The organism is Rhizobium sp. RSm-3 (assembly GCF_001854685.1).
Taxonomy (GTDB): Bacteria; Pseudomonadota; Alphaproteobacteria; order Rhizobiales; family Rhizobiaceae; genus Rhizobium; species Rhizobium ecuadorense.
Window position 1 is genome coordinate 14,822 of the sequence record NZ_MAWZ01000032.1, and the last position, 13,365, is coordinate 28,186.

At 59.7% G+C, this 13,365-nt stretch carries 12 protein-coding genes; 9 read left to right on the forward strand and 3 right to left on the reverse strand.

The genetic code is table 11. The features are described from left to right. Positions 1-28 precede the first annotated feature (28 nt). The 7 genes from BBJ66_RS22610 to BBJ66_RS22640 are packed head-to-tail and all read left to right on the forward strand — an operon-like array spanning position 29 to position 6,734. Positions 29-826, forward strand: a complete 798-nt coding sequence (locus tag BBJ66_RS22610) for an ATP-binding cassette domain-containing protein (protein ID WP_049731447.1) — start codon at positions 29-31, stop codon at positions 824-826. After that, the gene (locus tag BBJ66_RS22615; RefSeq protein WP_071089932.1) at positions 823-1,833 is read left to right on the forward strand and encodes an ABC transporter permease; all 1,011 of its coding nucleotides are present in this window, start codon (positions 823-825) and stop codon (positions 1,831-1,833) included. The genes BBJ66_RS22610 and BBJ66_RS22615 overlap by 4 nt, the downstream gene beginning before the upstream one ends. A gap of 2 nt (positions 1,834-1,835) precedes the next feature. Then, positions 1,836-2,927, forward strand: coding sequence for a phosphotriesterase family protein (locus BBJ66_RS22620; RefSeq protein ID WP_071089935.1), 1,092 nt, complete (start codon positions 1,836-1,838; stop codon positions 2,925-2,927). A gap of 28 nt (positions 2,928-2,955) precedes the next feature. Next, entirely contained in the window at positions 2,956-3,720 is a 765-nt protein-coding gene (locus tag BBJ66_RS22625) for a glutamine amidotransferase (RefSeq protein WP_071089938.1), read from the forward strand. A 16-nt stretch (positions 3,721-3,736) separates the two neighbouring features. Further along, positions 3,737-4,642 (forward strand): PfkB family carbohydrate kinase, encoded by a 906-nt coding sequence (locus BBJ66_RS22630; protein ID WP_071089941.1) that lies wholly within the window; start codon positions 3,737-3,739, stop codon positions 4,640-4,642. Positions 4,643-4,647: 5 nt separating this feature from the next. Next, a complete protein-coding gene (locus BBJ66_RS22635) occupies positions 4,648-5,481 on the forward strand; it encodes a BtpA/SgcQ family protein (RefSeq protein ID WP_049731489.1) in 834 nt (277 codons plus the stop codon). After that, a complete protein-coding gene (locus tag BBJ66_RS22640; protein WP_071089944.1) occupies positions 5,478-6,734 on the forward strand; it encodes a Zn-dependent hydrolase in 1,257 nt (418 codons plus the stop codon). The genes BBJ66_RS22635 and BBJ66_RS22640 overlap by 4 nt, the downstream gene beginning before the upstream one ends. Positions 6,735-6,905: 171 nt before the next feature. Here the strand turns inward: BBJ66_RS22640 and BBJ66_RS22645 are convergent, their stop codons facing one another. The 3 genes from BBJ66_RS22645 to BBJ66_RS22655 all read right to left on the reverse strand — a co-directional run bounded on the left by BBJ66_RS22645 (position 6,906) and on the right by BBJ66_RS22655 (position 10,733). After that, positions 6,906-8,900, reverse strand: a complete 1,995-nt coding sequence (locus BBJ66_RS22645) for a glycosyltransferase (protein ID WP_071089947.1) — start codon at positions 8,898-8,900, stop codon at positions 6,906-6,908. After that, on the reverse strand, positions 8,882-10,114 hold the full coding sequence (locus tag BBJ66_RS22650; RefSeq protein WP_071089950.1) for an HlyD family secretion protein: 1,233 nt from the start codon (positions 10,112-10,114) through the stop codon (positions 8,882-8,884). The genes BBJ66_RS22645 and BBJ66_RS22650 overlap by 19 nt, the downstream gene beginning before the upstream one ends. Before the next feature lie 418 nt (positions 10,115-10,532). Continuing rightward, positions 10,533-10,733, reverse strand: a complete 201-nt coding sequence (locus tag BBJ66_RS22655) for a hypothetical protein (RefSeq protein ID WP_049734878.1) — start codon at positions 10,731-10,733, stop codon at positions 10,533-10,535. Between the two features lie 663 nt (positions 10,734-11,396). Here BBJ66_RS22655 and BBJ66_RS22660 point away from each other — a divergent pair. Both BBJ66_RS22660 and BBJ66_RS22665 read left to right on the forward strand, forming a co-directional pair. Beyond that, complete coding sequence (locus tag BBJ66_RS22660; protein ID WP_071089953.1) at positions 11,397-12,539, forward strand: helix-turn-helix domain-containing protein; 1,143 nt, start codon at positions 11,397-11,399, stop codon at positions 12,537-12,539. 323 nt (positions 12,540-12,862) lie between these two features. Beyond that, the coding region (locus tag BBJ66_RS22665; RefSeq protein ID WP_145926490.1) for a helix-turn-helix domain-containing protein at positions 12,863-13,365 on the forward strand (503 nt) is incomplete at its 3' end.

Consider the following 13,365-nt stretch of genomic DNA (forward strand, 5'->3'; position numbering starts at 1 on the left):
GGCCGGATTCCAGCAAGGGCCACTGAATATGACCGACACGCAAGTCAGCCGCGTTCGCATGACCGGCATTTCCAAGCGCTATGGCGCGCTGCAATCGCTCGAAAACGCCTCACTCGATCTGAAGCCCGGAGAAGTCCTCGGCCTGGTGGGTGACAACGGCGCAGGCAAATCCACCATCAGCAAGGTTTTGTCCGGCGCCGTGATCCCGGACGCCGGCACGATCGAGATCGATGGCAGAGCGGTCGCCTTTACCTCGCCGGCGGATGCGCGCGCAGCGCGTATCGAGATGGTCTACCAGGACCTGGCGCTCTGCGATACGATCGATGTCGCTGGCAATCTCTTCCTTGGCCGCGAACCGAAACGGCGGATGGCCGGCATACCGATGCTCGACAAGAAGCTGATGCATGATCGGGCGCGCGACATGCTCTCCAATCTCGGCATCGTCATTCCCGATACGCGCATGAAGGTGGAAAACCTCTCGGGCGGCCAACGCCAGTCCATCGCCATCGGACGCGCCGCGTCCTTCAACCCCTCGGTGCTCATCATGGATGAGCCGACGGCGGCGCTCGCGGTTGCCGAGGTGGAGGCGGTGCTCGAACTCATTCGCACCGTCTCGCAACGCGGCGTCTCCGTCATCCTCATCACACATCGCCTGCAGGACCTCTTCCTCGTCTGCGACCGCATCCAGGTGATGTATGAGGGGCGCAGCGTCGCCGAGCGCCGGATCGAGGACACCAATATCGAGGACGTCGTCAATCTCATCGTCGGGCGGAAATTTACCGCCCGGTCCGCAGGCCGTAACCGGGAAGAAGGCGCCTCCGCATGAGTTCCGAACCCAACGCCTATGCCAGCCAATTGCCCCGCATGCGCGAGGCGACGATCCTCGACAAGGTCGTGGCCAATGGCGGCGTCATGTCGATTGCGCTGTTCTTCGTCGTCTGTTGCCTGTTCTTTGCGGTGACGACAGATGCCTTCCTGACCGCGCAGAATCTGCTCAACGTCATCAGGCAATCAGCCCCGCTGCTCATCGTTGCGGCGGCCATGACCTTCGTTATTACGACCGGCGGTATCGATCTTTCGGTGGGCTCGGTTCTGGCCTTGACGGCCACGCTTTCGGCGGCAGCCCTCCAAGTCGGCGTACCCTGGCCGCTTGCTATCGTACTTATGTTGCTGCTCGGCGGCGTAGTGGGTGTTATTCAGGGCTATTTTATTGCCTATGAGCGCATCCCGGCCTTCATCGTTACGCTTGCCGGCCTTTCCGTGATCCGTGGCTTCGCGTTGCTCATCACCGGCGGCTATTCGATCCCCATCGAGCCGACGAGCCCCTTCGTTGCGCTCGGCCGCGCCTGGGTACTCGGCATTCCCGCTCCGGCGCTGATCGCTATCGTCATCCTCGCCATTGCCTACATCGCCTTCAACGAAACTCATTTCGGCCGTTACGTTACGGGCGTCGGAGCCAATGCCGAGGCGACGCGGCGGGCAGGCGTCAACACGCGCCGGGTCATCCTCTGGGTCTACGTGCTCTCGGGTACGGCGGCCGCCGCTGCCGGCGTCATCCTTTCCGCCCGTCTCGGCTCCGGCTCGTCGAATGCGGGACAGGGTTTTGAGCTGGATGTCATCGCAGCCGTGGTGCTTGGCGGCACCAGCCTTTTTGGCGGACGCGGCTCTCTCGTGGGCACGATTCTCGGGGCGCTCACCGTTGCGGTGCTCGCAAACGGCCTCATCCTGTCGCATCTGTCGCCCTTCTTCACGCCAATTGTCACCGGCTTCATCATCCTCATCGCGATCTGGCTGAATTTCCGCCTGTTTCGCGGCGGCGCGAAGGGGCGCTGAGAATGTTGGATCATCTGTTCCCGGACGCACCGAAAAAGCGGCATCCCATCGGGGTGAATTCCGGCACAGCCATGACCGTCACCGGCCCCGTCCCGGTGGAGGATCTCGGTGTGACGCTGATGCATGAGCACATTTTCCTCGATGGCGCGACCAGCTGGATCTGCCCCTGCCACCCGGACGAAAAGGCGATCGCCGAACAGAAAGTCTCGATCGAGATTATCGGCGAGCTACGCATGAACCCCTACATGAACCGGGACAATGTCTCGCTCGATGACGGGGATCTGGCGCTCGGAGAGCTCAAACGGTTCCAGGCGCTCGGCGGCTGCACCGTGGTGGAAACGACCAATTTCGGTATCGGCCGAGATGCGGCCGGGCTCGCCCGCATCGCGCGCATGTCGGGACTCCGGATCATCATGGGTACAGGCTTCTATCTGGAGCACACCCATCCCGACTGGCTGAAAGCCATGGACGTCGAAGAGGTTACGCAGTTCATCGTCAATGATGTCGGCGGCTCCGAGAGCCAGCCGGAAATCATCGCCGGCATTATCGGCGAGGTCGGCGTCAGTCGTCATTTCACTGCCGAGGAAGAAAAGTCGCTGCGCGCTTCGGCCCGGGCGGCACGTATCACCGGCCTGCCGCTCTCCATTCACTTGCCGGGCTGGGAGCGTCTGGCGCACCGCGTGCTCGACGTGGTGGAAGAGGAGGGAGCAGATCCGCGCCATACCGTCCTTTGCCACATGAACCCCAGCCACAACGATCTCGACTACCAGACAACGCTGGCAAGGCGCGGCGCCTTCCTGGAATACGACATGATCGGCATGGATTATTACTATGCCGATCAGGACGCCCAGTCGCCCTCTGACGAGGAGAATGCCCGCGCTATCGCCACCCTTGTCGACAAGGGGTTTGGCGACCGGCTGCTGCTGTCGCAGGATGTGTTCTTGAAGATCATGCTGACGCGCTACGGCGGCTTTGGCTACGGCTACATTCTCAAGCACTTCCTGCCGCGCCTGAAGCGCCATGGCGTCGATCAGGCGGCCATTGACCGCATGCTGATCGACAATCCGAAATCCGTCTTTTCCGCCGCGCGCTGAGCGCTGGCCCGTTGTCCAAGGAGTTTCCATGACCAAGAAGAAAGTGCTGCTCGCCGGCGAATCCTGGGTGTCGACTGCCACCCATATCAAGGGCTTCGACCAGTTCCCGACCGTGACCTACCATACCGGCGCGGACGAATTGCTAAAGGCCCTGAAGGATAGCCCCTTCGACGTTACCTTCATGCCGGCACACGAGGCGCAGAAGGAGTTTCCGAGCACACTCGAAGGCCTTCAGACCTATGACGCCATCGTGCTCTCGGATATCGGCGCCAATACGCTGCTTCTGCATCCCGACACCTGGATACATTCCCGTCGTACGCCGAACCGTCTGAAATTGCTGCGCGATTACGTCGCCCAAGGCGGTGCGCTCCTGATGTTCGGTGGCTACTATTCCTTCCAGGGCATCAATGGCGGCGCGCGCTTCCGCAACACAGCGGTCGAAGAGGTGCTGCCGGTAGCCTGCCTTTCCGTCGACGATCGCGTCGAGGTGCCGGAGGGCTTTACACCCGTCGTTTCGGGCAACGCTTCCCATCCGATCCTTGCGGGCATTTCCGGAGAATTCCCCTATCTGCTCGGCTTTAACGAGGTAACGCTAAAGGAGGGTGCAAACCAGCTTATGACGGTTTCCTCGGAATATGGTTCGTTGCCGCTGCTCGTCACGGGCACCTATGGCGAGGGCCGCACACTTGTCTGGACGTCCGATGTTGGCCCGCACTGGCTACCGCCGGAATTCATCGCGTGGCCGGGCTACAAGACCCTGTTCGAGCAGATGCTCGCCTGGGCAACGGACTGAAGGAAGGTCCAAAGCCATGACCATCCACGTCATCGGCAATGTCTGCGTCGATACGAGCTTTCGCCTGGAGCGGCTGCCGCGGCCGGGCGAAACGTTAAACGCAGCCGCTGCCGGCGCGGGCGTCGGCGGCAAGGGCGCGAACCAGGCCGTCGCCGCCACCCGGACAGGCGCGTCGGTGACGTTCTGGGCACCCGTCGGCCGGGATACAGCCGGCGACGGGATGGAGAGCGTGCTCTCCACGGAGATTTCCGAACTGCGCCTCTCGCGCCTCGATCTACCCAGTGACCGCTCGGTGATCCTGATCGATCGCCACGGCGAAAACGTCATCGTTACCGCCGCCGCCTGCGCGGAGGCGTTCGATCCTCTGATGATGTGCCCAGTCGTATCAAGCTGGCGTGCCGGAGACATGTTGCTGATGCAGGGCAACCTTGGTACCGATGTGACAGCGCAATGCTTGAAGGCGGCGCACGCGGCCGGACTTTTCACGGTCCTCAATCCGAGCCCGCTTCCTGCTGAGGCGCTGGATCTGGCGGCGGTGTCGCTTCTAATCATCAACAGGCCGGAGGCCGAAGCGTTGACTGGCGAGACTCATGCCGACCGTGCAGCCGACCGTCTGTGCGCAATGGGTGCGGCCACAGTCATCGTGACGCTCGGTTCGGAGGGCGCCTTCGTTCTGAACGCAGCTTGCCGGCTCCACATCCCGGCTGAAAAACGCGAGGCCGTGGATACCAGCGGGGCCGGCGACTGTTTTGCCGGCACGTTGACTGGACTTATCGCGCAAGGCGTTTCCCTTCCTGATGCGGCTAGACTTGCAACACAGGCGGCGGGTATCGCGGTAGGCCGTGCCGGCACGCTCGCCTCCTTCCCAACCCGGGCGGAGCTTGCCGCTCTCACCAAGATATTCAAATTGGAAAACGCGTGAACGCCATGAGCAATCCCATCGGACGGCAGGACAAGGATACGCTGAAGACGCTTTTCGGGCGCGATAAGCCGGTGATCGGCGTGGTGCATCTGATGCCGCTGCCGGGCGCACCGCGCTATGACGACGAAGGCGTTGAGGCGATATACGAGCGCGGTCTCTCGGATGCGCGGGCCTATCTTTCCGGCGGCTGCGACGCCATCATCGTCGAGAACCATGGTGATGTGCCATTTGCCAAGCCCGACGATATCGGCCACGAAACATCCGCGCATATGGCCGTTATCGCCGACCGCATCCGCCGCGAGCTCGGTCGCCCGATCGGCATCAATGTGCTCGCCAATGCGGCGATCCCGGCGCTTGCCATCGCCTCTGCCGCGTCTGCCTCCTTCATTCGGGTCAACCAGTGGGCCAACGCCTACATTGCCAACGAGGGTTTCGTGGAAGGAGAAGCGGCACGCGCCATGCGTTACCGTGCTCATCTTCGCGCCCGAGGCATCCGCATCTTTGCCGATGCCCACGTCAAGCACGGTGCACACGCCATCGTGGCGGACCGGCCGGTTGAAGAACAGGTGAAGGATCTCGTTTTCTTCGATGTCGATGTCGTCATCGCCACCGGTCAGCGCACCGGCCACGCCGCCGATCTTGGTTATATCAGAATGATCAAGGAAGCGGGTTCGCTGCCGACACTGGTGGGTAGCGGCGTCACGCATGAGAATGCCAACGATATTTTGTCCGTCGCCGATGGCGTGATCATTGCAAGCGCCCTCAAATACGACGGCGTCTGGTGGAATGCGGTTGAGCTCGATCGGGTCAAGCGCTTCATTGCAGGCCTCGGCCGATGAGCATCAATCCGGAGGTCAACGCCGCGCGCCTCCTTGCGTCTGTCGCCGATTTCGCGGCGATCGGCGCGACGCCTGCAGGTGGTGTCAACCGGCAGGCCCTGGGCGTCGGAGACCGTGCGGCGCGCCGGCTGCTTGCCGAGCGTGCGCTTGCCCGCGGCTTCACCGTCTTCCAGGATGATATCGCCAATCTGTTCATTCGCCGGGCGGGCCGGGATGCTTCCCTGCCGCCTCTCCTCATCGGCAGCCACCTCGACAGCCAGCCGACCGGCGGCCGCTTCGATGGCGCGCTCGGTACGCTCAGTGCCTTCGAGGTGCTCGAAGCGCTCGCCGACGCCGGCATCGAGACCGACCGTGCCGTCGAGGTCGTCGCCTTTACCAACGAGGAGGGTAGCCGGTATTCGCCGGGCTGCATGGGATCCATGGCCTTCGCCGGCGTGGGAACTACGGCGGACTGGGAGTCGATACTTGCGACGGACGGCGCGCGGTTGGCCGATGAGCTGGCAACAACGCTGGCAACGCTGCCCGAAGCCGCGGTGCGTCCAATAGGCCATGCTATTTCTGCCTTTGTCGAACTACATATCGAACAAGGCCCGATCCTTGAACAAGAAGATGTGCCGATCGGTGTGGTCACGGCGGTACAGGGCACGAAATGGCTTGAAGTGGTCTTCTCGGGCGTCGCCGCGCATGCCGGCACGACGCCGCTCGAATTCCGCAAGGACCCCATGAGTGCGGCAGCAGCCGCAATCGCAAGTCTTCAATCTGCGGTCATGCCCGCGGATCCGGAGGCACGGTTGACGGTCGGCCGTATCACCGCCGAACCGGGTTCCATCAACGTCATTCCCAGTTCTGTTGCCTTCACGGTCGATATCCGCCATCCGGACGCCGCTGCCCTTGCCGCAATGGACCAGCATGTGCGGAAGGAATGCGAGGCAGCGGCCGCGCGCTGGGACTGTGATGTTGCCATCAGCCAGCGCGTCGACATGGCACCAGGCCGCTTTGCATCATCGATCACAGGAACCATCGAGGAGGCCTGCAAAGCCCTTGGTCTCAAGAGCCGCCAAATGGTTTCCGGTGCCTTTCACGATGCGCTGTTTGTTAGTCGCATAGCCCCAACTGCCATGATCTTTGTCCCGTGTCGCGATGGTATCAGCCATAACGAGGCCGAGTTCGTAACCGACACGCATATGATTTCCGGTGCTCAGGTGTTGCTCAAAGTGGTCGAGTCGTTGGCGCTTATGAACCAGATCGCGTGATTGTTTTATCGGTTGCCTCGAAAGTGAGGACCTTTGGGTTACATTGCCTAACGCTCTCCTGGGGTTATGCTTCCCCAGTCTTAGGTTGATGTCCGAGGGTTCGATTCCCATCAAGGCGATCAAGCAAGGCCAACTTCGTCGAAGACGCGACGAACTCTCGGATGAGCCGGGCTACAAGGTGCGCGTTCGCCCGAATGACCGCAACAACAGATTAAGAGAGACGGCAACCTTGTCGATGTCGCGAATGTCGCGGGAATATTGACCGGTATAGAGTTTGACAATCATGCTGTCGCGAGCAGCGCCGCTGAGTTCGAAATACAGGTGCAGGTAATAGGCCTGTTTGTCGCCGGTGCGACTTACGCTTCTTCGTCGCTGCGTGACCTGTCCGAGCTCCGCCTTGAACGGGGCGAAGCCGGGGAGTTTCAGCATGACTGATTTGGATTGAAATCGGGCCATGTTGGGGACTGCAACGACGGCCTTATCCAGTGCCAGGCTGACGATTTGGCCGGGGACATCGTCGACGGTAGCGGGCTCATCGAGCTTGAACGCATGAAACAGGCGCCGGGGTTTCTCAAAGCAGATGAGCGACGCGATGAGCAGGACGACGATATTGATACCTGACCACCAGGCCGCTACCGGCGAAAACTGGCCTTGTACATGCGACGTTTCCGGTACGACGTTGACCAGCAGACCAAGGACGGTGACCGTGACTATGCTTGTGATCCAGGCGAAGCTGTAGCGGTCGAACTGGTTCGCCTCGTTGCCGCTGCCCTTTGGCGTCACCCTGAACGGCTTGCCGAATGGTCTCACCAGGCTGGAGACCACGGTCGGCAACATGCGGAATGTCGCAAAGGTTCCGACGGCGCTGGAAACCACAGGCAGATAGCGCGTCGGCGTGATCCATAGCATGAGCAGAAAATACGCCGTCAGCAGCGGCACCTGATGAGAGACATAATCGGCGATGTCAGTGAAATAGAGCGGGAGCAGGCCGAACCAGAGATAGACGATGGGGACGAGCAATATCGTGAAGCGGACCAGATACTGCACCAGCCATGATGCCGGCAGGAACATGATCCGTTGAAAGAGCGTCAATCCCGGGCCGCGCAGCGGGCCATTATACAGGTAAAGGGTTTGAATACCCCCCTGACACCACCGTTCGCGCTGGACAAAATACCCGGTGAGGTTTTCGGCGGCCAGTCCCATCGACAGCCGCTCGTTCAGATAGCGCGTCTTATAGCCTTTGTTGAGCATCGACAGCGTTGTCAGCAGGTCTTCCGTGATCGACTCGGTCGGAAACCCGCCGATTGCGTCGACGGCCTTGCGGCGGGCAATCGAGCATGAGCCGCAGCAGAAACTGACGTCCCAGGCGTCCCGGCTGGGGGCGATCTCGTCGAAGAACAGGCGCTGCTCGTCCGGCCAGATATTCTCCAGGCCCAGATTCGATTGGACCGGATCGACATTGAAGAAATGTTGCGGTGTCTGGACGATGCCGATGCTGTCATCTGAGAAGAAGGGCAGCGTCCGGCGCAGGAAATGGCGATAGGGAACAAAATCGGCGTCGAAGATCGCAATGAACTCGCCCGAGCTGACCTTCAGCCCATTGTTCATATTGCCCGCTTTGGCATGGCTGTTGTCGCCGCGCGTGACGTGGATGACGTTCTTCTCCTCGCAATAGGCCTTCAGCCAATCCCGGCGTTGATCGTCAAGCACATACACGTTCAATTTGTCGGCGGGATAATCCAGCGAGCGGGCGCCGATGATGGTTCGCTCGAGCACGTCGAGCGGCTCGTTATAGGTGGGAATGAAAACATCGACAGTCGGCAGTTCACGCTGGTCCCGCGCAAAGAAAACGCGCGCCAGCCTGTCCGCTTCGGCGCTGCGGTCGACATAGCGGCTCATCAATACCAGAAAAAGGATGACTTCGATGCAGGCCAGGACCTCGACGGCGAAGAGGATCCAGACCCAGTAGAAACTCGGACCGCTGTCGGGATAGGGAAGCACTGTCTCCGTCAGGCGCCAGAACATGTATCGCAATGCGACTGCTGCGACAAACGCGCAGGTCACCGCCCGTGTCCAGCTGTGACGGCGCGACCAATTGAACGGCCCCAGGAAAAAGAAGGCCAAAACGACAAAGGTCGGAACCAGCGCTACAAGATACTGAACCACAGGTTTTTGACCCAGTTGGATAGGTTGATGCCGTGTTTGGAAAACCGTACCTGCACTGTACGTCCCACCTGGCAGGAGTTCGCAAAGTCGTCGTTCATGAAGGATGGATCGAGGCGAACCCGAATGCGGGCATTGCGCTGTGTCGACGGCGGCAAACTGGCGGCAAAGGAATCGGTCTCGATCGAAGCCGAACTGCCTCTGACGGAGATGACCGTGCCCTTGAAGACATCGCTGCGGCCGAACAAGCGCACCTGCGCCACCAGCCCCGGATAGATCTCGTCATAATTGACCTCAGGAACAAGGATATCCACGAACAGCTCTCGACAGTCGAGGAGACGCATCAGCTCGTCGTTCAGCACGACGTTGGAACCATTGACGATACTCCTGGTCCAAACAACGCCGTCGAACGGCGCTCGTGCGGTTGCCGATTCAAGGCTGCTGACGCGGTCTGCCTCTTTGACCAGCTGCTTTTGAACTTCGGCGGCTCGCGTCTCGTTTTCCGCGATGCGCGAGTTCAAGTCGTTGATGCGAACGATGACCTCGTCCTCGCGTTGTCGCGAATAGGGCACGTCATTCTGTCCGTCGCCGAAGACAAAGATGCCCTGGCGAACGGCATTGAGCCTTTGTTGCAATTGATCGACAGTCAGATTGCTGATTTCGACCTCGCCGCCGGTCGCAGCGCCGGCAGCACGCGCGGCCTCAACCAGCTTCTGCGTCAGAATGCCTTTTGACTCGAGCTGCATCCGGCGGCTCAGGTCAACCTGCGCGACCAGATCCTGCGCTTGCGACACTTCGACTTTTTTCCGCAGGATTTCGACTTCGCGTTCGAGATTGGCGATGGTGGTCTGCTTGTAGACTTCCAGTCTGGCAGACAATTCCTCGCGAAGCGCGGAGAGCTCGTCCCGTTCCTTTTTCAGCGCCGCGACGCGGTCGAGCGACGTATTGCGATCTGCCTCGAGCGAAGCGAGGATTGCGTGATTGACGCGCGTATTTCTGATTTCAGCGAGGGATTGTCCCGCTTTAACCGGGCTGCCGGCCTTGAGGGGTTCTTCCGCGATCGTGCCGTCGATCGGGGCATTAACGACAGCAAACCGCGCATTGACCGTGCCATCAAGGCTCGTAAAGCCGGTGATCGTCGGCAATGAGACGACAGTCACGAGTGTCAGCAGCAGCAGGCCGACAATAATGCGCGTGATGCGATGGTTCCAAATCATGTTGGCGTCCGAAGATATCGCTTCTGCAGCCATCCGTCCCTATCGAGCCGGCACAAACGGATGCAACTCATTCTTGCATAAATTAGCGTATCGAAAATTAGTAAACAAGAGAGGACCGCAACGCTGCGATAGAAACAGTTCGGCTGTGGAGGAAACGCCGCCGAGGGGAGGCTTAGCACCGTATCGATGCGGTGCTGGGGGCATGGTCAAGCCATCTGCGGCGTGACGACTGACGTGACAGGGTGCTGGAAATCACTGCGCCGCGCCTGATAGCGCTGCCGTCTCATCTGGACAGAAACATAATTCCCCGCGATCTTATTTCTAATGGGCATCGCATGAAACTCGATTCATGCGATGCCCATCAGTTCTTTGTTTTGCGTGTCGTTATCCCGGAACCGCCGCTTCCGGGCGGCAGGTATTAATGCGGTCGAAGCTTTTTGGTGGCGATCAGCATGACGAGATCTTCGGAGGCGTCTGCGAGTTCCAATGCCAATTCCGCAGCCGACCATCCGCGTTTCTGCAAGCCGACGAGCATTTCCACCATCGCGACTTCGACCTCTCGTCTGCAGCTCGAAATCGGCTTCAATTCGATATGTTCCTGATCACATGCGGTGGTCATCGTAGCCTCCGTTCTGCCATACGAAAGGGCAGGGTAAAAGTTGCCAATGGGTGGATATGGTAAGGGTTGCGTGCAAGCCTCGGCCTATTACGCATCGACACAGGCGGCCTCGGCCTGCGCGCAACCCTTCGCGCCCTTTATTTGCCGATGTCCGGCCTCAGGAGCGTCTCGCATCAAGGTAAGCAGGGGAAACCCGCAGGACCGGCGATAGGAATTTTCCCTGACGCCTGTGGGTTGTGCGGAGAAGAGTTCCCGTCGTAAGCCGATGCTCGCGCAAAGCGCGCACGAATATTGCCCCGATAGGTCACGACCTATCCTCCTCTGCTGGCATATTTTGTTTTGATTTAGAGTCGTTTCACGTTGAGAGTGCTTTGAAACTGCATTGCACTGGCAAGTGAGTATTCGGGCTTTCCGAACGTCCTTCGGCACTAACCCTTGCTCATTTAGATACAGGAATAGGACGCAATTGTCGTTATCGTCGCATCCCGAAAATTATCGGTCCGTCCATTTCTGCTCGTATAGGAATATGATAAGTAACTTATGCACGTAGGACTTCAGTCGATTCGGTTTTATCGGATGAGCTGCGCGGACGTTTTCAGCCGCGAAAACGATTTTTTGCTTCAGTTTCAACAGCCCGGATCGGCTTATGCGCTGGAGGAATGCATGGTTACGGAGTCTGGAGACGACCCCGCTGCTGGACGGGAATGGCCGGCCCACCTGGAGCGGCGGCGCTGGCCGCGCGAACCGTCCCCGCAGAAAGAACATCGTGTGGACGTTCCGTCGACACTCGTGCCCTTGCGATTTTCAACGCGAGACCTGCCGCCGAACGAACAGTTCCAGTCCTGGCGATCGCACATGGGGCCGCTTGTCGATGTTCATCTGCCGGACGGAAAATCAGAGGACGACGGTTTTCTTGCGGAGCAGACCGGCTGGCAGCTCGGCGATATCCTCATCGTCCAGCAGCGCGCGCAGGCATGCAGCTATATTCGCGATCAGGCCATGTTGCGATCGAGCCCAATCGATCACTGGAACGTGGGCGTGCTTCGCAGCGGCCGGGCCTGGACCGAGGCCAATCGCCATGTCACGGAGACCGGCCCGGGTGAGATATTTTTCAGGTCTCTTGGTTATCCCTACCGCGGGCGGATGATCGATTCAGCCGCCGTGCTCGTCTTCCTGCCCTATGAACTGTTGACCCGTGACGCGCCTCTTCTGCGGAACGCCCACAACATCGCCCTCTCCGGTAGCCTGGCCGAATTGCTCGTCAGCTATATCGACGGCCTGGAAGCGAACCTCAGCAATTTGACGGTGGAGGAGGTGCCGCGGATCGTCCGGACGATCGGCGATATGGTCATTGCATGCGCTGCCTCGTCCGCCAGTTTGGATCGCGAGCAGGAGCAGACCAATATGGGGCTGATGGAGCGGGCGCATCGCTATATTCACCTCAATCTTCATTCAGACAGCTTGACGCCCGACGTCATGTGCCGGTCGCTTGGTATTTCGCGGACGCGGCTCTACCAATTGTTCGAAACGAGCGGGGGCGTCTTCAACTACATTCGCAAACGTCGATTGCTGCAGGCCTATGCGGATCTTACCAACCCGACCGACAACAGGCCGATCTCGGAAATTGCCGAGGCCGCCGGCTTCGACGTTGCAGCCAATTTCACGCGCGCGTTCAGCCATGAATTCGGGCTCAGCCCGCGTGAAGTCAGAAAGACCATAGCAACTGAGCGCCCCGCCATCCCCGCAACACGTTCCATGCGACGTTTTGGGACAACGATCGGCGATTGGCTAACACTCGCGCGTTGATGCGGTGGCTAAGCTTTCCTCAACTCAGTCTGAGATCCACCAAAGGATACAGTTCGGTCGGATGATTTTCGACAACGCACGGCAGATCGAATATCGCTCCAATTGTTGGAATCCCGTACATTGTGCGGCGTCGTTTGCTTGGCGCCCTTAAGTTCCATAATGTTGATTACGCCACATTGTTTTGTAGAGGCTATTTAGTAATGCGACAGTTGGGCCAGTTAGAGATGCGACAATCTCGCCTCTCGACGACTGGTCAATGCCAATGTCGGGAGCAAGGATGACGACCTTCAGCCTGGTCGAGACCATGAGCGGTCGGAGTCGTCATGTCCTTTATGATCACTATGTCGCAGAAAGAATTGCATCGCCTCGAACTCATCCAGAAGATCCGTGACGAACGCCTGAGCGTTGTGCAGGCCGCCGAACGGCTCGACCTCAGTCGAAGTCAGGTCCATCGGCTGCTGCAGGCCTATGACCGGGATGGTCCGGCCGGGCTTGTTTCCAAGAAGCGATCGCGACCGAGCAACCGGCGCCATAGCGAGGAGTTTCGCAATGCGGCACTGGATCTGATCCGTGAGCGCTATCTGGATTTCGGTCCGACGCTGGCGCGTGAGAAGCTGATCGAGCTGCACCGGATCTCGGTCGCCAAGGAGACCCTGCGGCAATGGATGACCGAGGCCGGCATCTGGGTCTCGCGTCGGGAACGCAAGAAGCGGGTTTTCCAGCCACGCGGCCGACGTGATTGCTTTGGCGAACTGGTACAGATCGATGGCTCGCATCACTGGTGGTTCGAGAACCGTGGGCCCAAATGCGCCCTGCTCGTCTATAT

Coding starts and splice junctions, on each gene's coding strand:
- BBJ66_RS22610 (WP_049731447.1), top strand. CDS start 29: ATGACCGACACGCAAGTCAGCCGCGTTCGCATGACCGGCATTTCCAAG.
- BBJ66_RS22615 (WP_071089932.1), top strand. CDS start 823: ATGAGTTCCGAACCCAACGCCTATGCCAGCCAATTGCCCCGCATGCGC.
- BBJ66_RS22620 (WP_071089935.1), top strand. CDS start 1,836: ATGTTGGATCATCTGTTCCCGGACGCACCGAAAAAGCGGCATCCCATC.
- BBJ66_RS22625 (WP_071089938.1), top strand. CDS start 2,956: ATGACCAAGAAGAAAGTGCTGCTCGCCGGCGAATCCTGGGTGTCGACT.
- BBJ66_RS22630 (WP_071089941.1), top strand. CDS start 3,737: ATGACCATCCACGTCATCGGCAATGTCTGCGTCGATACGAGCTTTCGC.
- BBJ66_RS22635 (WP_049731489.1), top strand. CDS start 4,648: ATGAGCAATCCCATCGGACGGCAGGACAAGGATACGCTGAAGACGCTT.
- BBJ66_RS22640 (WP_071089944.1), top strand. CDS start 5,478: ATGAGCATCAATCCGGAGGTCAACGCCGCGCGCCTCCTTGCGTCTGTC.
- BBJ66_RS22650 (WP_071089950.1), bottom strand. CDS start 10,114: ATGATTTGGAACCATCGCATCACGCGCATTATTGTCGGCCTGCTGCTG.
- BBJ66_RS22655 (WP_049734878.1), bottom strand. CDS start 10,733: ATGACCACCGCATGTGATCAGGAACATATCGAATTGAAGCCGATTTCG.
- BBJ66_RS22660 (WP_071089953.1), top strand. CDS start 11,397: ATGGTTACGGAGTCTGGAGACGACCCCGCTGCTGGACGGGAATGGCCG.